A 19,007-nucleotide genomic window follows, 5' to 3' on the forward strand; every position below is an offset into this window, starting at 1 on the left:
CGCGGCGGGATCATCCTGACCAACGACGCGGACATCGCCAAGAAGGTCAACTCCGCGGTGTTCCCCGGGCAGCAGGGCGGCCCGCTGGAGCACGTGATCGCCGGCAAGGCGGTCGCGTTCAAGATCGCCGCGACCGAGGAGTTCCGCGAGCGCCAGGAACGCACCCTGGCCGGGGCGCGGATCCTGGCCGAGCGCCTCACCGCACCGGACGTGGCGGCGGTCGGCATCAGCGTGCTGACCGGCGGCACCGATGTGCACCTGGTGCTGGTGGACCTGCGCAACTCCCAGCTGGACGGGCAGCAGGGCGAGGACCTGCTGGCGAAGGTGGAGATCACGGTGAACCGCAACGCGGTCCCCTTCGACCCGCGTCCGCCGATGGTCACTTCCGGGTTGCGGATCGGCACCCCGGCGCTGGCCACCCGCGGCTTCTCCGAGGCCGCGTTCGTGGAGGTCGCGGACATCATCGCCGAGACCCTCATCGCCGGCACGAAGGCGGACAACGAGGCGACGCTCGCGGCGCTGAAGGACCGCGTGCATGCCCTGGCCAACGCCCACCCGCTGTACCCGGAATTGGCAAAACTGGCATAATCCCGGTTCGCCAACCACCTCGCCGCGAGCCCGGGATCCACAAGGTCCTGGGCTCGCGGTCTCTGCACCACCGACAGTGACGCGCCTCACCAATCCGCGTGTCGGCTCCCACCCAGCAATGTCTCTTGAAAGAAGTATTCTCGTGGCTATCAGCGTTTTTGATCTTTTCACCGTCGGCATCGGGCCATCGTCCTCGCATACGGTGGGACCCATGCGTGCGGCCCACGCATTCGCCGCCAAGCTGGTGCGCGAGGAACACCTCGCGAACACCGCCACCCTGCGCGTCGATGTCTACGGCTCGCTGGCAGCCACCGGCCGCGGACACGGAACATTCACCGCAATCATGCTGGGCCTCGAGGGCTACGAGCCCGAGGCCATCCTGCCCGAAGAGGTGGACTCGCGCCTGGAAGACATGGCCGCCACGGGCAAGCTGCAGCTGTGCAAGGCCGTGGGCGAGGGCGCCGGCAAGGAACTCGACTACAAGGTCGAAGACATGATCCAGCACCCGCTGACCATCCTGCCGCGGCACACCAACGGCATGAAGATGGCAGCCCTGGATGCGGACGGCAACGTCCTGGCCGAGGACACCTATTACTCGGTGGGCGGCGGATTCATCGTGCGCGAGGGTGCCGAGGAAAAACTCGCGGCGAACCTCGAGGAGGCTGTCAGCGCGCAGCCCTACCCGTTCACCACCGCCGCCAAGCTGCTCGAGCACTGCGCGGAGACCGGGCTGTCGATCGCCGGGGTCATGGCCGCCAACGAGGAGGTCTACCGCTCCAAGGAAGAGATCCGGGAAGGGCTGCTGCACATCTGGCAGGTCATGGAGGACTGCAAGAACGCCTCGCTGGAACGCGAGGGCGTGCTGCCCGGCGGGCTCAAGGTCCGCCGCCGAGCTCCCGAGTGGCACAAGCGCCTGGCCAAGGAAGACAAGGACCGCGACCCGGTGTTCTGGCAGGAATGGGTCAACCTGGTTGCCCTGGCCGTCAACGAGGAAAACGCCTCCGGCGGTCGGGTGGTGACCGCCCCGACCAACGGGGCGGCCGGCATCATCCCCGCGGTGATGTTCTACGCGACCCACTACGCACCGGGCGCCAAGTACTGGAACCAGGAGGAGCGCGAGGACGTGATCGTGCGCTTCATGCTCACCGCCGCGGCCATCGGCGTGCTCTACAAGGAGCAGGCCTCGATCTCCGGCGCCGAGGTCGGCTGCCAGGGCGAGGTCGGTTCGGCCTCCTCGATGGCCGCCGGCGGGCTGGCCGAAATCCTCGGCGGAACCGTTGACCAGGTGGAAAACGCCGCGGAAATCGCGATGGAACACAACCTGGGCCTGACCTGCGACCCGATCGGCGGACTCGTGCAGATCCCGTGCATCGAACGCAATGCCATCGCCGCTTCCAAGGCCATCAATGCCGCCAAGATGGCGCTGATGGGCGACGGGCAGCACCACGTGACCCTCGACGAGGTCATCATCACCATGCGCGAGACCGGCAAGGACATGAGCGACAAGTACAAGGAAACCGCGATGGGCGGCCTGGCCGTGAACGTCATCGAATGCTAGCGGCGTAGTCGGTAGCCTGTTGCGGCCCGGCCGGTGCCGCGACCCGGAGGACTCCGGGACGCGGCACCGGCCGGGCCGTCGTTCTTTTTCCGGTGCAGGTGTCCGGCTGGTAGCGTTCGAAGCATGCTTGAGATTCGCCCCTTCACCGCCGCCGACGGCCCCGAGGCGCTTGCCGCGCGCACCGAACTGGACGCAGAGGACTTTGATTTCCTGCTTGGCTACTCCTCCCGGCGGGGCTTTGAATCCTACCTGGAGCAATTGCAGGCGCACGAAGACGGACTGGGCCTGCCTCCGGGATGGGTGCGTTCGGCGCTGTGGGGCGCTTTCGTCGACGGGCAACTGGTGGGCCGCACCTGCATCCGGTTCGAACTCAACGAGAACCTGCGGGCGGTTGGCGGGAACATCGGCTACGCGGTGCGTCCCGAGCACCGGCGCCGCGGCTACGCCACACAAATCCTGCGCCTGTCCCTGGCACAGCTGGCACAGCGCAACATCGAAGCGGCGCTGGTGACCTGCCGGGAAGACAACTTAGCTTCGGCCCGAACCATCGAGGCCAACGGGGGAGTGCTGGAGAACATCATCGAGGCCTCCGACGGGCCGACCAAGCGCTACTGGGTTCCCACCTCCGCGACGCCCCGGGGCTGAATCGGCGAAGGTGGACCACGGGGTCCGGAAGCCCGGGCCGGGACCCGCATTGGCCGTTCGAAGCGGTGGTGGCCTAGGATGGGAAGGACGCCCCGACCCGGTGCGGCTTGCCCGGAATGCGGCGGCCGTCCAGGGATTTTCGGGCCCTGAGGACGGATGGAGGTGACCGCACGCATGGATGACGGACCTAGTCGATCTATCACGCCGCGCGAGCATCACCTGGGTGCTCGGGAAGCCCTGACCCTCCAGCACTGATCCTCCCTTCCTCCGCCGGATGCCATGCACCGGCCCTGAGGGGGAATGGATCCCGCACCCTTGCGCGCACCGCGCCGAGGCTGCAGGTCCCCGATGAACGGATCACGGCCGGAGGCCACCGCGGGCCGTCCCGGGGATTGAGGCGCTTGCTGCGCGGTTGTGTTTTTGCGCAACACCCAGCCCACACCACCCATTCCTGGCACACGTCGCCAAGCACGCGCCGGCGCGATGCATGCGTGTGTTTTCACCGGAGGGAACCGGATCATGATCAAGACGCCCACCAGCTCGTTTGATTTCAGCGCGGAACAACTGGCCAAGGCCCTGGCCGCCAACGACATTGCCGCGACATCAAAGGTGTTCCACCCCCTGGGGACCGCCGAGACGCTGGAACAACTTGAACGCCTGAACACCTTCGACCGGGCGCTGGCCTACCGCACGCTGCCCAAGGACCGGGCCATGGAGGTCTTCGAGCGACTTGACGCCTCCTTGCAGGCGGACCTGGTCGCGGGCCTGCAGGAAGCCGACGTTGCCGAGGTCTTTGCGGCGATGAGCCCCGATGACCGGGTGGCGCTGCTCGACGAACTGCCGGCCGCGGTGGCGAACCGGTTGATCCTGGGACTGACCGAGAAGGAACGTGCGCTGACCAGCACCGTGCTGGGCTACCCGCAGGGCGCGGTCGGGCGCTACATGAGCCCGGAGTTCGTGATCACCCACCCTGAGATGAGTGCGGGGGAGACCCTGGGGCGGGTGCGTGCCCAGCTTGACGACGCCGAGTCCGTCTACACCATCCTGGTCACGGACACGGGCCGGCACCTGGTGGGCGTGGTGTCGTTGCGCGATGTGCTGCGCGCGGAGCCGGACGAGCGCGTGCAGGACATCATGAAGAAACCCATCAGCGTGGGTGCGACGCTCGACGCGGAGGAAGCCGCCCGCTATTGCGCCGACGCCAAGATCCTGGTGCTGCCGATCGTTGACGGCGAGGAACGCCTCGTGGGCATCCTGACGGTAGATGACGCGCTGCGGATCCTGGAGGATGCCGAGTCCGAGGACGCGGCCCGGTCCGGTGGCTCCGAGCCGCTGCGCCGCCCCTACCTGGCGACCCCGGTGCGCGCCATTGTGCGGGCCCGGGTGGTGTGGCTGCTGGTGCTGGCGCTCGGTGCCACCCTGACTGTCCAGGTCATCGGCGCGTTCGAGGCGACCCTCGAGGCCCAGGTGGTGCTCTCGCTGTTCATCCCGCTGCTCATCGGCACCGGCGGAAACACCGGGAACCAGGCGGCCACCACCATCACCCGCGCCCTGGCGCTGGGGGACGTGCGCCCGCGCGACGTGTTCAAGGTGTTTGTGCGCGAGGTGCGGGTCGGCGCGCTGCTGGGCCTGCTGCTCGGGTCCCTGGGCTTCGCCATCGCCGCGCTGGCCTTCGACGTGCCCATCGGGCTGGTCATCGGGCTCACGCTGCTGGGGGTGTGCACCATGGCCGCGAGCATCGGCGGGCTGATGCCGTTGCTGGGCAAGGCGGTGCGCGCGGACCCGGCGGTGTTCTCCAACCCGTTCATCTCCACCTTCGTGGATGCGGCCGGGCTGATCATCTACTTCCTGATCGCCACCAGCGTGCTGGGGCTCTAGGAAAAGCCCGGCAAAAGGGCCCCGACGTGCCGTTTCATTCGGGCCTACAGGCCGGGGCCGCAGGGCACGGATGAGATCATGGTACCGGCTGGGAGCCCTTCTGGGCAGACCCTTTCGGCGGGACCTCCAGCGGTGCTACGGTGAGCAGACGGTTCGAATCGGCACGCGGGCTTCCCCGCGTGGGAAGGAGCTCCCCCATGGCATCACGCGCAGGTTCCACAGGAATCGACGCCTCGCTCTACCGTCGAGAGGGCCAATGGTGTACCGCCCTCGTAGACGTTTCGCTTGGAACAACCGCCGCGCAGGAAGCGGTTGACGCACTGCCCGAGGTCGTGGGCAAGCTGCTCGCTTCGCAGCAGGCCTCGGAGGCCGACATTGCCGCCCTGGCCGAGGCGCTGCTGCCGGCGCAGGGCCATGCATCCCCGGTGGCACGCTTCGTCGCGGTGAACAACGGGGAGGTAGTTCTCGACGAGCTCATTGACGGACTGAAGGTCGAGGCCGCGGACGTCGACTGCGGCCCGTTCCCCAACCTGGTCGCCCTGGCCCGCGCCCGCGGCGGGCAATTCCCCTACCTGGTGGCCGAGGCCAGCAAGGACGGCGGCGAGGTGCGGCTCTACCATTCCTCGGTCCAAGGCGTCGGCGAGTCCCGCGGCGTCACCGGGGACCCGGAGGAGGCACACCACGCCCGGAAGGTTCCGGGCCGCTACGACGAACCCAAGAACCGTTCCAACACCGAGGAGATCTGGCGGCGCAACGCCGACGAGCTGGCCAAGCAGATCGACGAGCTGGCGCGGGAAAACTATGTGAAGCTGATCGTGCTGGCAGGCGACATCAAGGCCCGCGAGCTGGTGGCCGGCAAGCTGGCCCCGGCGCACAAGCCGATCACCAGCATCCTCGAGCAGCACACGCGCACCGGAGGCGCCGACCAGGCCGCGTTCGCGGCCGCGGTGCAGGAGCAGGTCGACGAGGTTCTGGGCCGGGACGTCCAGGACCTCTCGGAACGGGTGGCAAACCGCAGCGGCAACGGCCGCACGGAACTGGCCCTGGGCTTCGACGAGGTCGTGGCCGCGCTGCAGCAGGCCCAGGCCGACACGGTGCTGGTGGGCCAGTACCAGGACGATGAGACGCTCATGGCCCTGGATGCCGACCCGTGGCTGTGCGGCGAGGACTCCGAGGAACATTCCGAATCGGTCATCGGGTCCTGGCCGGCCCCCGAGGTGCTCCTGCGTGCCACGGCGTTGACCGATGCCACCATCCGCTATGTACCCGAGGGAGTGCTGCCCGAGGGCGTGGGCATTGCCGCGCTGCTGCGCTGGCCCAACAGCACCGCCGAGCCGGCGAGCTGACGGCAGGCGGGAAACGGCAAGGTCCGTGGGGCGCGAACCACCGGTTCGCGCCCCACGGACCTTTTTGCTGCCCGGCGGGAGGCAAGGCTACTTGGCCAGTGCCTCCATGGCCCGGATGTTGGCGTCCATCCAGGAGACGTAGTCGGTGTTCGGCGGCAGCGTCTCGGTGAAGTCGATGACCTCGACGTTGGCGGCGTCGGCCAGCGCGCGGATGCGTTCGGTCTGCGGGCTTTCGGTCTGGGTGTTGTAGGCCAGCACGTCGATGGAGCCGTTGTCGAACAAGGTGCCCATCTCGTTGAAGGCCTGCGGGGAGACCTCGCTGCCGCCCTCGATTGATTCGCTCAGGCCCTTGGGGGTGGCGTCCTCCATCCCCAGGTCCTCAAGCAGGTGGAATGGCACAGGTTCGGTCATGGCGAAGTGCTTGGCTTCCAGTGAGCCGCGCAGGGTTGCGACCTTGGCTTCCAGGCCCTGGATCTCGGTGGTCAGCCCCGCCGCGTTCGCGGTGAAGGTCGAGGCCTTCGCCGGGTCGAGGGTGGCCAGGCGGGCGGCGATCTCGTCGGAGAGCAGGCGCATGGATTCGAGGTCATACCAGACGTGCTCGTTGAAGGCGGCGTGTTCCTCGGCGGTTTCGCCTGCGTGGTCAGCGTGTTCCTCGGCGGTTTCGCCCGCGTGGTCGTCGTGTTCGTCGGCGGCTTCGCCCTCATCGGCCACCGGGGAGGTGTCCACCGCGCTGATGACGGTGGTCGCGGGAAGGTCCAGGTCCTTGGCCAGCACGTCCATGAAGGCGTCGTATCCGCCGCCGTTGGCGACCACCAGCTGGGCCTTGGACATCGCGAGCTTGTCACGCGAGGTCGCCTCGTAGGAGTGCGGGTCCTGGGACACCGAGTCGATGAGGGCGGTGGCCTGCACCGCGTCGCCGCCGATCTTTTCCACGAGGTTGGCGTACACGGTGGTGCTGGTGACCACCTGGAGCTTCTCGCTGCCGGGGGCTGGCTCGTCGCCGGCGGCGTTGCCGCCACAGGCGGCCAGTGCGAGGGTTCCGGCAAGGGCCAAGGGAAGCAGGGTGCGGGTGCGGCGATTCATGGGGCGGGAAGGTCCTTGTGTCGGGTGAAGGGATGATGCGTTCGGATTCCCAGCCTATCTTAAACAAGAACGATTCGCATTAGACGCCGGGGTGCGGGCCCGCATCCACCGCGACTCCGTCCTGCCGGGGCGTAACCGGTGCCGACGGCTGCAGCACCAGGGCCCGCCGTCCGGTTGGCCGGGAGGCGGCTTCTGCCGGAGCGGCACCCGAGCCTGTCGCCTTGACGACGGCCACCGCTATCGCGGTGGTAACCGGGATGGCCAGGACCAGGCCGATCGAACCCACCAGGATGCGGATGACCTCCTCGGCCATCTGCCCCGTGGTGAGGGTGTCGATCAGGGGCCTGTCGTACAGGCTGACCAGCACCAGGATGGGAAGGGCCGCACCCGCGTAGGCGAAGGCGATGGTGTAGACGGTCGAGGCGATGTGGTCCCTGCCGATGCGCATGCCCGAGGCGAAAAGCTGCCGGGCGGTGGAGTGCGGTGCGATCTCCGCCAGCTCCCACACCGCGGAGGACTGGGTGATGGTCACGTCGTTGAGCACGCCCATGCCGGCAATGAGCAGTCCGCACAGCAGCAACCCGGACAGGTTCAACTGCGGCACCACCGTGCTCAGCGTCAGCGCCGCGTCGTCCGTGGCCCCGGTCAGCGCCGCCGCATCGGTGGCCCAGACGGCTATCGCCGCGGTGACTCCCAGCCCGAACAGTGTCCCGAGCAGGGCCGTGGAGGTTCTGGCCGAGAAACCGTGGGCAAAATACAGGGCGGCAAACATGACGACGGTGGAGGTGGTCAGCCCGACCAGCATCGGGGACTCGCCCTCCAGCAGTGCCGGGATCATGAAGCCGACGATGAAGGCCAGCCCGCCAACGAGCCCGGCCAGGGCACGCAGCCCGCGCCAACGCGCGACCAGGCAGACAACCACCGCGTAGATGATTCCCAGCAGGGCCAGCGGGGTCGAACGCACGAAGTCAACAAAGACGTAGGGCGCCGAGGAATCGGTGGTGTGCGACAGATCGAGGTACTTGATCTTGTCCCCTGCCACCAGGGGCCGGGACTGGGTGGTTTCCGGGGGCACTTCCAAGGCGAAGGATGCGCCGCCGGCCTCGGGGGCGACGTAGGAAACATCGCACAGCAGCTCCTTGCCGCCGACCTCGTCCAGGCCCTGGGTGGAGGGACAGGTTTCGCTCACGGTCCGGGTGACGGTGCCGGTGGAGAGCTCCACGCCGTTCGCGGTGTCAAAGACATCGCCCAGGGGAGCCTGGGCGATGCCGCCGCTGGGCCAGAGCACCAGGGTCGCCACGAAGGCCAGGACCCCGACCGGGGCCAGCAGGATCCACAGGATGAGGTTGGCGCGGCGGCGCCTGGCGGGGTCGACGAGCACGTCGCCGTGGTGGTGTCCACCCATGAAAGTTCAGCTCCAGATCGGTTGGAAGGCCTTGTGTCCCCAAGTATTGCCCAAGGGAACAGTGTAGCGATTCGAGAAGAACAACTGGCGTTTGTGCCCGCCGGCGGCGTCAACGGAGCCGGTCCCGGAACACGGATTTGGAGCGCACAGTGCCATGGTGTGCCCGGCTAGAATCGAGCCCATGTCGAGAACCCGCGTGCGCGATGCCTACTCCCGGCGCGCCGATGAATACATCCAGGCCGTGGGCTCGATGGATCATGTCCATCGGGATGACCGTGAACTGGTGCTCGAGATGGCGCAGCTTGCCGAAGGGTTGATCCTGGATGCCGGTTGCGGGCCCGGCCAGTGGACCAATTTCCTGCAGGAACACGGTGCCGAGGTCGTGGGCGTGGATCTTTCCCCGGTCTTCGTCGAGCGTGCGCGGCAACGCTTCCCGCGGGTGCCTTTCCGGGAAGGCACCCTCGAGGACCTCCAGGTGCCGGACGGATCGGTCGGCGGGATCCTGTCCTGGTACTCGATCATCCACACCGATCCCGCGGACCTGGGCAGGATCCTGCGCGAATTCGCCCGCTGCCTCAGGCCCGGCGGCTACCTCGTGACCGGGTTCTTCGAGGGCCCGCGCCTCGAGGCCTTCGACCACCAGGTCGTGGGGGCCTATCGGTGGCCGGTGCGCGAACTGTCCGGCGCGCTTGGGGACGCCGGATTCACCGTGCATCGGGTCCACACGCGGACAGACCCGGGCCGGCGGCCCCACGGCGCGATTCTCGCCCGAAGGAACGTCGGAGACAACTAGCGCGGGGCCAAGGTTGCGGGGCCGGTCCCGGTGCTACAGGGCGTCCCCGGGAACCGCGACGACCTGCACGTCGTCCTCGTGCGTGATCGTCCCGGGGCTGGTTGAACGCAGCTCGATCCACCCGACATGGTGCCTGTCCAGCAGTTGAAGGTATTCCCGGGTCATTTCCAGCAGGTGCGTTGCCGAAACCTTGAACCACGAGCATGCGCCCGGCAGCGCATAGTATTCCGGAGACGCACTGGTCGGATCCGGATACAGCGCGTTGGCCGCGGCGTTGGCGGTGCGGTGCCAGGCCACGTCGGCAGGGTCGAGCCTTCCGGCGGAGGCCAGCCCGTTCGCCAGCGCAAACACACCGGGAAACCGGCCATGCCGGTTCGGGGCGGTGCCCTGGTACCTGATGAATTCCATGTCTCGACACTACGGCAGCGGGCGCTTGCCGGTGTCGGGGACCTAGCGCTGCTTGAAGACGGTGTCCTGCCAGGCCTTGTGCACGTCGGTGTCGTGGGAGATCAGCACGTGCTTGACGTTGGTGTATTCCTCGAAGGAGTAGGAACTCATGTCCTTGCCGAAGCCCGAGGCCTTGTACCCGCCATGCGGCATTTCCGAGACGATCGGGATGTGCTCGTTGATCCACACGCAGCCGGCCTGGATCCGGGCCGCGGCACGCATGGCCAGGTTCACGTTGCTGGTCCACGCGGAGGCGGCCAGCCCGTAGGGGGTGTCGTTGGCCAGGGCGATGGCCTCGTCCTCGGTCTCGAAGGGCAGCGCGACCAGCACGGGACCGAAGACCTCGTCCTGGACGATCTCGGAATCCTGTGCGGCACCGGTGATGAGCGTGGGGCGGTAGAACGCCCCGGGCAGCTCCGGGGCCAGCCCGCCGGCCAGCACGCTGGCACCGGAGTCCCGCGCGCGCTGGACCATGGAGGCGACCTTGTCGCGGTGGGCAAAGGAGATCAGCGAGCCCATGTCGGTGTCCGGGTCGGTGGGATCGCCCACCACCATCTGGTCCATGAGCTCGGCCACCCGTGCGGTGAATTTCCCGAACAGCGAGGAATGCACATAGGCGCGGGTCGCGGCGGTGCAGTCCTGGCCGGCGTTGATGGTGGAACCGGCCACGGCGCCGTGGGCCGCGGCCTCCACGTCGGCGTCGGCAAAGACGACCAGCGGCGCCTTGCCGCCAAGTTCCAGGTGCACGCGCTTTCCGGTCTCGGCGGCCATTTCCATGATGCGCCGGCCCACGGCCGTGGAACCGGTGAAGGAGCTCATGGCCACCCGCGGGTGGCGGACCAGGGCCTCGCCGACCTCGCGGCCGGACCCCGTGACGATGTTGATGACCCCGTCGGGGATGCCTGCGGCGGTGGCCGCCTCGGCGAAGACGAGCGAGGTTGCCGGGGTCAGTTCGCTGGGCTTGAGCACGATGGTGTTGCCGGCCGCGATCGCCGGAAGGATCTTCCAGGCCGCCATCTGCAGCGGGTAGTTCCACGGGGCGATGGAGCCGATCACGCCGATGGCCTCGCGGCGGATCATCGAGGTGGAGTTTCCGGCGTAGTCCCCGGCGGCGGCCCCCTGCAGGTTGCGTGCGGCCCCGGCAAAGAAGTTCACGTTGTCGATGGTGCCGGGCACGTCGAACTCGGTGGACATGCGCCTGGACTTGCCGGTCTGGGCTGTTTCCAGGGCGGCGAGCTGCCCGGCCCGGGAGGCAAGTTCGGTGGCGAAGGCCAGCAGGAAGTCGGAGCGGGCGCCGGGGGTCAGTCGCGACCAGGTGGTGAAGGCGGCCGCGGCGGCGGCCACCGCGGCCTCGACATCCCGGGGCCCGGCATAATCGATGACCGAGTCGACCGCCCCGGTGGCGGGGTTGATGCGTTCGGTGGCGGGGCCCGAACCCACGCGGTGGGAGCCGTTGATGTATTGGTTGCCCTGGCTGGCGGTGCTCATGGATTGCTCCCGGTGGTGTGGGTGGGGGTGAAGTAGATCTTGCGAAGCGGCTCGGTGACGGTCCAGGTGGTCTGCATTCCCGCGCTCAGGCGCATGATGGTTCCCGGCACAAGGTCGGCGGTGCGGGCGGGGTGGCCCTCGAAGGGGGCGATGACCACGGTACCGTGCCCGGCGGTGACAACGAAGATTTCCTCGGCTTCCACGTCGTACATGGAGCCGGCGGCCATCTCCCAGATCCCGAATTCGGTCCCGGCCAGGGTGCCGAGTTCCACCGCCGCGGTGGTGGTGGTTTCGTCGGCCGCCTGAGCGGGGGCCACCGGTTCGTGGTCCATGGGCACGCGGTTCACGCGCAGGGCCTGGCCGCCCAACAGGTGTGGGAAGTCGGGGGTGCTCACGAGTCGAACCCCATTCCGAGCCGGTCCATGGCCTTGAGGAACGGGCCGCGCCTGCCCTCGTTCCGGTCGGCCTTGACCAGGCCGTTGGTCATCAATTTGACGCCCRGCCAGGCCACCGGTTCCGGGGGGAAGGGCAGCGGCTTCTTCCTGACCATTTCCAGTTCGGTCAGTTCCGTATTGGCGCCCGAGAGCAGATCGAGCATGACCCGTGCCCCGAAGCGCGTGGCGCCCACGCCCAGTCCGGTGTACCCGGCGCAGTAGGCGACGCGTCCGCCGTGGGAGGTGTCGAAGAAGGCGAAGAAGCGGCTGCAGGTGTCGATGGCCCCGCCCCAGGCGTGGGAGAACCTGATGCCCTCCAGCTGCGGGAAGGTGCCCACGAAGTGCGCGGCGAGCTTCCGGAAGGTCTCGTGGTGGGTGTCGTATTGGTGCTTGACGCCCCGCCCGTAGTGGTAGACGGCGTCGTAGCCGCCAAAGAGGATGCGCCAGCCGCCGTTCGCATCCACGGTGGGACGGGAGTAGTGGAAGCGGTTGTTCAGGTCGGCCAGGCCCATGCCTTCCTCCCAGCCGATGGCCGCACGCTGCTGATCGGTCAGCGGCTCGGTCATCAGGGCGTAGTCGTACACCGGGATGGTGTGCATCCGGTGGCGCTTGAGCAACGAGGGGAAGACGTTGGTGGCCAGGGCGACCCGCGCGGCGGTGATGTGCCCCGCTCCGGTGCGCACCCCGATCGATTCGGGGGTGGAGGAAAGTTCCTCGCCCTTGGTGTGCTCGAAGATCTTCACGCCCTTCTCCAGGCAGACCCGGCGCAGGCCCCAGGCGAGCTTGGCCGGGTGCACCAGCACGGTGGTGTGCTTATCCCAGTTTCCGCCCTCGAAGATCGGCGAGTTGATGTGGCTCCTGACCTCCTGTGCATCCATGAAGGGCACCTCGGGGTTGGCCGCCGCCTCCTCCTGGAGCCAGGACACCTGGTGTTGTTCGGTGGCGACGTTCAGCACGCCGCTGGGGGACAGGTCGCAGTCGATGTTGTACCTCTGGATGGTTTCCACGATGCCGGCGAGGTTTTCGGCGCCGAGCTCGGTGAGCCGCTTGTTTTCCCTGGGCAGGTGCTTTTCGCCGTTGGATCCCCCGTGCACCAGCGATGCCTCGCAGAAACCGCCGTTGCGCCCGGAGGCGGCCCAGCCGATGGTCTCGGATTCGATCAGGGTGACATCGCGGGCAGGGTCCGCTTCCTTGGCCAGCAACGCGGTCCACAACCCGGAGTAGCCGCCGCCGACGACCAGCAGGTCGGTGGACACGCTGCCTTCCAACGCCGGAAGCGGGGCCGGGCGGTCGGGGTGCTGCAGCCAGTAGGGGGAGTAGTCGGTGCCGGACAGAGCCGCGTCGATGGCGGACCCGGAAACGGCCGCCTCGATGCGGTCAAAGGAGACGTGGGTGCCGGTGGAGGTGGCAGGAGTGCTGCTCATGGAGGTTCCTTGCATGGACGAAGTGAACGTGGGTTCGGGTAAGGACTGCGTGCGGGGGAGGACTGGAGCCGAATCGGTGCCGCTAGACGCCCGCGGTGGCCCGAGTGAAGACCGCATGCCCGGAGGCGAGGGTGAGTTCCACCCCCACCCGGTACAGGTCGCGGGAGGGGATGGAGAATGGATCGGCATCCAGCAGCACCAGGTCGGCCCGTGCCCCGGGTCGGAGGTTTCCGCCTTCGTGGTCGCGGTTCACCCAGGCGCTGCCGGAGGTGTAGCCGCGCATGGCCTCCAGCACCGTGATGGCCTGCTCCGGGACCAGCGGTGCGCCCTGGGGGTGGCCGGGCTCGGTGCGGTTGACCGCGACGTGGATGGCTGCGAACGGGTCGGGCGTGGAAACCGGCCAGTCCGATCCCATCACCAGGTGCGCCCCGGCGTCGATCAGGGAGCGGAAGGGGTACTGCCAGCCGGCGCGTTCCGCGCCCAGGATCGGGTTGGTCAGCTCCAGCATTTGCTCGTCGTTGCAGGCCCAGAGCGCCTGGGCGTTGATGCTCAGGCCCAGGGCCCCGAACCGTGCCACGTCGTCGGGGTGGATGACCTGCAGGTGGGCGAGGTGGTGCCGCCCGCCGGTGATGCCGTTGGCCGCGCGGGCTGCCTCGAGTGCATTCAGTCCCATCCGGACGGCCCCGTCGCCGATGACGTGCAGGTGCAGGTCGAACCCGGCGGCGTCCAGCGCCACGGCAACCGCGGTGAGCACCCCGGCGGAGAGGTAGCGCAGCCCGGTGTCGCCCGGGGAGCCGGGGGCGCAATCGCAGGCACGCAGGTAGGGATCGAGCATGGCGGCGGTCCGGTTCTCCGCGACCCCGTCGACCATGATCTTCGCGGTGGTCGTGCGGAACCCGGCGGCGGCGTTTTCCTTCCGGCGGGCCAGGAAATCCTGGACCAGGGCGGGCACGGACTCGAGGGTGGTCTCGCGGCGAACCCAGAGCGCGCCCGCGGCCTGCCCGGTGAGCAGGCCCTCGGCCAACAGCCCGCGGTAGATACCGGACCCGTCCGTATATCCGGCGTAGTTGCCCAGGATCGCTTCCTGCCATCCGGTGATCCCGAAGGAGTGCAGGTTCCGCTGGCCGGCCAGCAGCCCCGCGCGCAAGGTGGCTGCCTCGGGGGCGGGGACCAGGGCGTTGACCAGGTCCATGGCGCCCTCGTGCAGGGTTCCGGTCGGATGTCCCTGCGCGTCGCGCTCGATCCGCCCGTCCGCCGGGTCCGCCGTTTGTGCGGTGATCCCGGCAAGCTGCAGGGCCGCGGAATTGACCCAGGCGCCATGGTGGTCGCGGTTGATCAGGTAGGTGGGGATCGCGCCGGTGGCTGGGTCCAGCATTGCGGCGGTGGGGGTGCCGCCGGGGAAGTCGCTCATGGTCCAGCCGCCGCCGGTGAGCCAGCCGCCGGTGTGGGTTGCGGCAAAGGAAGCGATGGCTGCCAGGGTTTCGTCCGGGCCGTCGGCACCGGTGAGGTCGCAGGCCAGGGACTCCACGCCGCCCATCAGGGCATGGACGTGTGCGTCGGTGAAACCGGGGGACAGCGCACGGCCGGCCAGGGAAACCTCGTGGTCCGGGTTCGGAAGCGCGCGGCGGACCTGCGCCTCGGGGCCCACAGCCAGGACCCGGCCGTTGCGCACGGCGAGCGCGCTGCCGGCGGCCATGACGTTGTGGCCATCGAAGATGGTGCCCGAGTGGAAAAGCCAGGTCTCGCTCACTGCCGCCCTTTCGCCGTGGAGGTGCGCAGCAGTTGCCTGCGACCCTGAAGAAGTGATCCACTTCATAAAATCGCACCCATGGCCTAAAGTCAACACTGTTGACTTTAGTGCGAGACAAGAGGGAGCGACACCCGCCGATGGATATCGACAAGCCAGTGGACAAGGCATCCGCCCCGCGCCGCCGCGCCCAGGGCCTGACTCGGGAGGTTATCCTCGAGGCCTGTTTGGGGCTTGCAGCCGGGACCGAACCCGATGCGCTCTCCTTCCGGAAGATCGGCAAGGAACTCGGAGCCGATCCCACCGCTCTGTACCGCCACTTCGCCGACAAGGACGAGTTGCTGCTGGCGCTCGCCGACCGGGTGATCGCCAGGGGCATGGACGGCTACGGCCCGGGCGCGGGCTGGGAGGCCTCGGTGCGGGAGCTGATGCTGCGGATCCGGGCAAGCTTCCTGCACTACCCCCAGGTCGCCACGCTTGCCGCATTGCGGGTGACGCGCCAGGAGGGCGAGCGTGAATTCATCGAGGCGATGCTCGCGGCGCTGCGCCAGGCGGGATTCGGGAAACGGGAAGCGGCACTGGTGTACCGCGCGTGCGGGGACTTCGTGCTGGCCTGGACCGGTTTCAGTGCCGGCCTGCTGCTGCTGGGCGAGAAGTCCGCGCAGGACGACGAGGCCTGGGTGCGCAGCTACGCCCAGGAACCCGAGGGGAAGTACCCCCTGGGGACCGGCTCGGTGGAAGCGATGGCAGCGGTCCAGGACGAGGAGAACTACCGGTTCGCCCTGGATCTGCTGCTGGGCGGGATCGCCGCGCGGCTGGTGCGCTGAGCGCCGGGCCACCGCGTCGGGGAACCGGGAAGTATCCCAAAACCCGCCGCGGCGGCGAAACGGTGACTGCGGTTTATCGGCCGGTGCCGCCGGTGCCCGCCGCGGAACGGTTGGCGGCCAGCCGCATGCCGATCCCGCAGAGCATGACCAGCGACAGTTCGGCCGCGGCGATGCCCAGCATTGCGCCGGCGCCGGAGCCGGCGGTCGCGACCKGTCCCTCGCCGCCGTGCCGGTGTTCGTGGACGCCCAGGGCCATGAAGGTGTGCGCCAGGGCCATGAGGGCGGACATGGCCAGCAATTCGACCAAGGCCGCCGGGTGTCCCCAGGACCGGTGCGCGCACTTGAGGCACAGCAACACCATGGCGCCCAAAACGGCGCCCACCCACGGCCCGTGGGGAAACGCGACCATGACCCACACATGGACCAGGCCCAGCGCCACGGCCAGGACGGCAACGATCCGCGCATAGACCACTGGCCCCGGCGCCCGGGTCCGCACCGTCGCACCAATCCGCGGCACGGGCCACGCGGCGGGCGTTCCGGCAAGATTCGTGGTCATGGCATGCCGCCTAGGAGTGGCAGGACTTGCCGGTGGCCGGAGCCGGGACATCCAGGACCGGCGAGCGGTCGAAGAAGCCCTCGGGACGCAGCTTGAAGCCCACGGTGTCCACCGGCATGATGGGCCAGTCCTCCGGGCGCGGGAAGTGTGTGAGCCCGAAGGTGTGCCACAGGACGATCTCCTCGCCGTCGATGCTGCGGTCGGCCTTGACCCATTCGGGCAGCCCGGCACCACCGGCATGCTGGTTCACGAAGTCGCCGGTCGGGTAGCGCTGGTCCTCGGTGGCCGGGGTGACCCACAGGGCCTTGGCGGCAAAGGTGGCGCGGCGGTGGATCGAGGATCCCTCGTCGGCCAGGAGGGTGGGATTGCCCTGCGGGTGCAGCTTGTAGCCCACCGGGTGGCCCAGGCGGTTTTTCGATTCCGGGTTGGAGACCACCCAGGTGCGGCCCTTGGCGTTGTCCGCGTCGCGGATCGCTTCGGACTCGCGGGCCAGCACCGTGCGCTGGCGCGAGAACGCATTGCCCCGCAGGTTCTCCGGTCCGGTGGGCACACGAACCACGTCCTCTTCCTCGACGCGGCCGGGGCCGCCGTCGAGGGCGAAGTCCAGTCGTGCTCCGAAGAGGTGCTGGTGGTAGGGGGCGCCGAGCCCCGGGGCCAGCTCGGAGGCGTAGGGCGTTTCCCCGTCCGGAAGCGCACTGGTGAACACGATGCCGGTGGCCTTGGCCTCGAACTCGATGGTGCCGTCAAGGTAGAGGTACCAGTAGAAACCGTAGTCGTAGTTGCCGATGGTGGTGAAGAAGGAGATCACCAGGCGGCGGTTGCGGCGGGTGTAGTTGATGCCGCTCCACAGATCCGAGTGCTTGGCCAGGATCGAATAGTCTTCCTCGTGCATGCAGATGCCGTTGCGGATGGTGCGTGCCTCGCCGCGGGCGTTGGAGACCACCGGGGAAATATAGTGGATCTCGCCCAGGCAGTCGCAGCCCAGCTCGAGCGAGTTGGCGAACTGGCCCACCAGGTATTCGCCGGTGTCGAAGTAGTTCTGCCAGCTGCGCACCGGGGAGGGATCGCCATAGGGGACCACCATCTCGGCGATCGAGGCGCGGTTGAGGATGCGCCGCGGTGCACCCTTGTCCAAGAAGGAAATATTGTGCAGGACCAAACCCTCACGCACATCGAAACCCACATCCAGGCTCCATTTTTCCCACTCGACGTGGTTGCCTCCGGTGACGGCAAAGCTGGGGCCCTCGGGTTGCGTGATGGAGATCGGCTTCTGCGTGGTGCGCAGCGGGCCGGTCAATTCGGGGTCGGTGTAGTTGCCGTGTTCGGCGGGGATCGGGACGACGCCCAGGTCGATGACCTGGTCCACGCTGCGGTTTCCCACATCCACGTAGCCGACGAGTCCGTCGACCGGGTGGGCCCAGGCCGAGTCTTCCGGGTGGTCCTGCACGAAGGCCAGTCCGCGCAGGATGCGGCGGCCCGATTCCTCCGGGTACTCGAACACACCTGCAGAGAGCGGGGCGACGCGCACCTTGTCCACGTCGAGGTTCCGCTTGGCCAGGGCCTCGAGCCAGCGCGGGTCCTGTGCAAGCAATTGCTCGACGACCTCGAATTCCTCCTCCAGCACCGGCAGCTCGCCGCTGGTGACTGTGTCCAGCTCGATGACGCTTTCCACCTCGCCGCGGGTCACGGAAACCACGATGTCCTTGGGGCGGTTGCCGCCGACATCGAGGAGGAAGACCCGGAAGCGGCGATCGGTCTCCGTTGCGACCCGGCGAGGATCCTCGAGTCCCAGGTAGGCAACGCGGGCCGATTCCGGGAAGTGGCCGTTTTCGGCCAGGATGGTGCGCACCTGTGCGATTTCCGCTTCGGCGGCAAGGGCATAGGCTCCGAGGCGGGTGTCTTGGTCGATGGCGTTGCTGAGGTTCATGGCGTTGCCCTTTCGGGGGTGGGGACGAACGAGACGTGCATTACCGGTGCCGGTGACCTGCACCACGTTTTTATTCTCTGCTTGTAGAGAATAACCGCGTTTGTCGGGCATGGCAAGGGGGTGGTCCCGGGCGGTGCGCCGTGCGGCAGGGGATGGGGGAATCCGTAGGATGGGTGGCATGCCAAAGATTGTTGATCATGACGCCCGCCGCCTCGAGCTTGTCGAGGTCACCTGGAGGGTCATTGCCCACCGCGGCTTTGACGGGGTGACCCTGCGCGACGTGGCGGCCGAGGCCGGCTTTGCCAACGGGGCGCTGAAGCCGTACTTTCCCACGCGGGCCAGCCTGGTCCGCGCAACCTTCACCCATGTCTTCGGCCGCACCAACGCCCGGGTCGAATCTTCCATTCGGGGCTTGAGCGGGCTGGGGGCCCTGCACGCATTTGCCCTAGAGGTCCTTCCACTGGATGAGGACCGGCTCGACGAGGCCCGGGTCGTGATCCCGTTTTGGCAGGCGGCCATCCACGACCCCGAATTTTCCGCACTCAATGACGAGGCCATGCTCCAATGGCGGAGCTGGATCAGGGAGTGGCTCGCCGAGGCGGCAAGCCAGGGTGCGCTGCGCCAGGAGGTCCGCACCGACGCCGCGGCTGAATCGCTGCTGACCTTCCTTCTGGGCGCCCAGGTGGCGGCCGTGCTGGATGCGGGGTTCAACGACCCGGCGCAACTGCGCGCCCAATTGGATCAATATCTGGAGCTGTTGAAGGCGGGCCGACCCGACACCTGGATTTAAAACCTACAGTCAGAGAAAAAACGTGACTTTAGGGGCTGTTGCGCGTACATTGACTGGAATGTGATGTCGTT

General features: G+C 68.0%; 17 protein-coding genes. 8 read left to right on the plus strand and 9 right to left on the minus strand.

Annotation, left to right across the window (positions count from 1 at the left end):
• The 5 genes from BLJ79_RS00005 to BLJ79_RS00025 form a co-directional block, all read left to right on the plus strand.
• Positions 1-588 (plus strand): PLP-dependent aminotransferase family protein (locus BLJ79_RS00005; RefSeq protein ID WP_502686085.1); only part of this gene is annotated, 588 nt, incomplete at its 5' end.
• 142 nt (positions 589-730) lie between these two features.
• Positions 731-2,146, plus strand: coding sequence for an L-serine ammonia-lyase (locus tag BLJ79_RS00010; protein ID WP_071212631.1), 1,416 nt, complete (start codon positions 731-733; stop codon positions 2,144-2,146).
• A gap of 123 nt (positions 2,147-2,269) precedes the next feature.
• On the plus strand, positions 2,270-2,791 hold the full coding sequence (locus tag BLJ79_RS00015) for a GNAT family N-acetyltransferase (RefSeq protein WP_071212633.1): 522 nt from the start codon (positions 2,270-2,272) through the stop codon (positions 2,789-2,791).
• 519 nt (positions 2,792-3,310) lie between these two features.
• Positions 3,311-4,669: a magnesium transporter gene (gene mgtE, locus BLJ79_RS00020; protein ID WP_071212634.1), complete on the plus strand. Its 1,359-nt coding sequence runs from the start codon at positions 3,311-3,313 to the stop codon at positions 4,667-4,669.
• Between the two features lie 197 nt (positions 4,670-4,866).
• Complete coding sequence (locus BLJ79_RS00025) at positions 4,867-6,015, plus strand: baeRF2 domain-containing protein (RefSeq protein ID WP_071212636.1); 1,149 nt, start codon at positions 4,867-4,869, stop codon at positions 6,013-6,015.
• 87 nt (positions 6,016-6,102) lie between these two features.
• Here BLJ79_RS00025 and BLJ79_RS00030 read toward each other — a convergent pair whose 3' ends face one another.
• Both BLJ79_RS00030 and BLJ79_RS00035 read right to left on the minus strand, forming a co-directional pair.
• Entirely contained in the window at positions 6,103-7,098 is a 996-nt protein-coding gene (locus BLJ79_RS00030; protein WP_071212637.1) for a metal ABC transporter solute-binding protein, Zn/Mn family, read from the minus strand.
• Between the two features lie 79 nt (positions 7,099-7,177).
• Positions 7,178-8,503, minus strand: a complete 1,326-nt coding sequence (locus BLJ79_RS00035; RefSeq protein ID WP_083410888.1) for a YibE/F family protein — start codon at positions 8,501-8,503, stop codon at positions 7,178-7,180.
• A 181-nt stretch (positions 8,504-8,684) separates the two neighbouring features.
• Here BLJ79_RS00035 and BLJ79_RS00040 point away from each other — a divergent pair, with 181 nt between their 5' ends.
• Positions 8,685-9,296, plus strand: coding sequence for a class I SAM-dependent methyltransferase (locus BLJ79_RS00040; protein ID WP_071212639.1), 612 nt, complete (start codon positions 8,685-8,687; stop codon positions 9,294-9,296).
• A gap of 33 nt (positions 9,297-9,329) precedes the next feature.
• Here BLJ79_RS00040 and BLJ79_RS00045 read toward each other — a convergent pair whose 3' ends face one another.
• The 5 genes from BLJ79_RS00045 to BLJ79_RS00065 all read right to left on the minus strand — a co-directional run bounded on the left by BLJ79_RS00045 (position 9,330) and on the right by BLJ79_RS00065 (position 14,839).
• The gene (locus BLJ79_RS00045; RefSeq protein ID WP_071212640.1) at positions 9,330-9,704 is read right to left on the minus strand and encodes a hypothetical protein; all 375 of its coding nucleotides are present in this window, start codon (positions 9,702-9,704) and stop codon (positions 9,330-9,332) included.
• A gap of 42 nt (positions 9,705-9,746) precedes the next feature.
• Positions 9,747-11,231, minus strand: a complete 1,485-nt coding sequence (locus tag BLJ79_RS00050) for a gamma-aminobutyraldehyde dehydrogenase (RefSeq protein WP_071212641.1) — start codon at positions 11,229-11,231, stop codon at positions 9,747-9,749.
• The gene (locus tag BLJ79_RS00055; RefSeq protein WP_217641760.1) at positions 11,228-11,626 is read right to left on the minus strand and encodes a cupin domain-containing protein; all 399 of its coding nucleotides are present in this window, start codon (positions 11,624-11,626) and stop codon (positions 11,228-11,230) included. Before BLJ79_RS00055 ends, BLJ79_RS00050 begins: the two co-directional genes overlap by 4 nt.
• Positions 11,623-13,089 (minus strand): NAD(P)/FAD-dependent oxidoreductase, encoded by a 1,467-nt coding sequence (locus BLJ79_RS00060; RefSeq protein ID WP_083410889.1) that lies wholly within the window; start codon positions 13,087-13,089, stop codon positions 11,623-11,625. Before BLJ79_RS00060 ends, BLJ79_RS00055 begins: the two co-directional genes overlap by 4 nt.
• An 82-nt stretch (positions 13,090-13,171) precedes the next feature.
• Positions 13,172-14,839 carry an amidohydrolase gene (locus tag BLJ79_RS00065; RefSeq protein ID WP_071212643.1) on the minus strand — a complete coding sequence of 556 codons (1,668 nt, stop codon included), beginning with the start codon at positions 14,837-14,839 and terminating at the stop codon, positions 13,172-13,174.
• Positions 14,840-14,976: 137 nt separating this feature from the next.
• Between BLJ79_RS00065 and BLJ79_RS00070 the strand changes: the two genes are divergently transcribed.
• A complete protein-coding gene (locus BLJ79_RS00070) occupies positions 14,977-15,663 on the plus strand; it encodes a TetR/AcrR family transcriptional regulator C-terminal domain-containing protein (RefSeq protein WP_071212645.1) in 687 nt (228 codons plus the stop codon).
• Between the two features lie 73 nt (positions 15,664-15,736).
• Here BLJ79_RS00070 and BLJ79_RS00075 read toward each other — a convergent pair whose 3' ends face one another.
• Together BLJ79_RS00075 and BLJ79_RS00080 are read right to left on the minus strand one after the other, a co-directional pair.
• On the minus strand, positions 15,737-16,219 hold the full coding sequence (locus BLJ79_RS00075) for a hypothetical protein (protein ID WP_139194646.1): 483 nt from the start codon (positions 16,217-16,219) through the stop codon (positions 15,737-15,739).
• 10 nt (positions 16,220-16,229) lie between these two features.
• Positions 16,230-18,146 (minus strand): primary-amine oxidase, encoded by a 1,917-nt coding sequence (locus BLJ79_RS00080; protein ID WP_071212647.1) that lies wholly within the window; start codon positions 18,144-18,146, stop codon positions 16,230-16,232.
• A 178-nt stretch (positions 18,147-18,324) separates the two neighbouring features.
• Between BLJ79_RS00080 and BLJ79_RS00085 the strand changes: the two genes are divergently transcribed.
• Positions 18,325-18,936: a TetR/AcrR family transcriptional regulator gene (locus tag BLJ79_RS00085; RefSeq protein WP_071212648.1), complete on the plus strand. Its 612-nt coding sequence runs from the start codon at positions 18,325-18,327 to the stop codon at positions 18,934-18,936.
• Positions 18,937-19,007: the final 71 nt, after the last annotated feature.

It is taken from the genome of Arthrobacter sp. UCD-GKA (assembly GCF_001863355.1).
Classification (GTDB): Bacteria; Actinomycetota; Actinomycetes; order Actinomycetales; family Micrococcaceae; genus Paeniglutamicibacter.

What these genes read in the sequence shown, in the direction of transcription:
- BLJ79_RS00025 (WP_071212636.1), top strand. Translation starts at nt 4,867, where the DNA reads ATGGCATCACGCGCAGGTTCCACAGGAATCGACGCCTCGCTCTACCGT.
- BLJ79_RS00050 (WP_071212641.1), bottom strand. Translation starts at nt 11,231, where the DNA reads ATGAGCACCGCCAGCCAGGGCAACCAATACATCAACGGCTCCCACCGC.
- BLJ79_RS00045 (WP_071212640.1), bottom strand. Translation starts at nt 9,704, where the DNA reads ATGGAATTCATCAGGTACCAGGGCACCGCCCCGAACCGGCATGGCCGG.
- BLJ79_RS00030 (WP_071212637.1), bottom strand. Translation starts at nt 7,098, where the DNA reads ATGAATCGCCGCACCCGCACCCTGCTTCCCTTGGCCCTTGCCGGAACC.
- BLJ79_RS00085 (WP_071212648.1), top strand. Translation starts at nt 18,325, where the DNA reads ATGCCAAAGATTGTTGATCATGACGCCCGCCGCCTCGAGCTTGTCGAG.
- BLJ79_RS00070 (WP_071212645.1), top strand. Translation starts at nt 14,977, where the DNA reads ATGGATATCGACAAGCCAGTGGACAAGGCATCCGCCCCGCGCCGCCGC.
- mgtE (WP_071212634.1), top strand. Translation starts at nt 3,311, where the DNA reads ATGATCAAGACGCCCACCAGCTCGTTTGATTTCAGCGCGGAACAACTG.
- BLJ79_RS00035 (WP_083410888.1), bottom strand. Translation starts at nt 8,503, where the DNA reads ATGGGTGGACACCACCACGGCGACGTGCTCGTCGACCCCGCCAGGCGC.
- BLJ79_RS00080 (WP_071212647.1), bottom strand. Translation starts at nt 18,146, where the DNA reads ATGAACCTCAGCAACGCCATCGACCAAGACACCCGCCTCGGAGCCTAT.
- BLJ79_RS00040 (WP_071212639.1), top strand. Translation starts at nt 8,685, where the DNA reads ATGTCGAGAACCCGCGTGCGCGATGCCTACTCCCGGCGCGCCGATGAA.
- BLJ79_RS00015 (WP_071212633.1), top strand. Translation starts at nt 2,270, where the DNA reads ATGCTTGAGATTCGCCCCTTCACCGCCGCCGACGGCCCCGAGGCGCTT.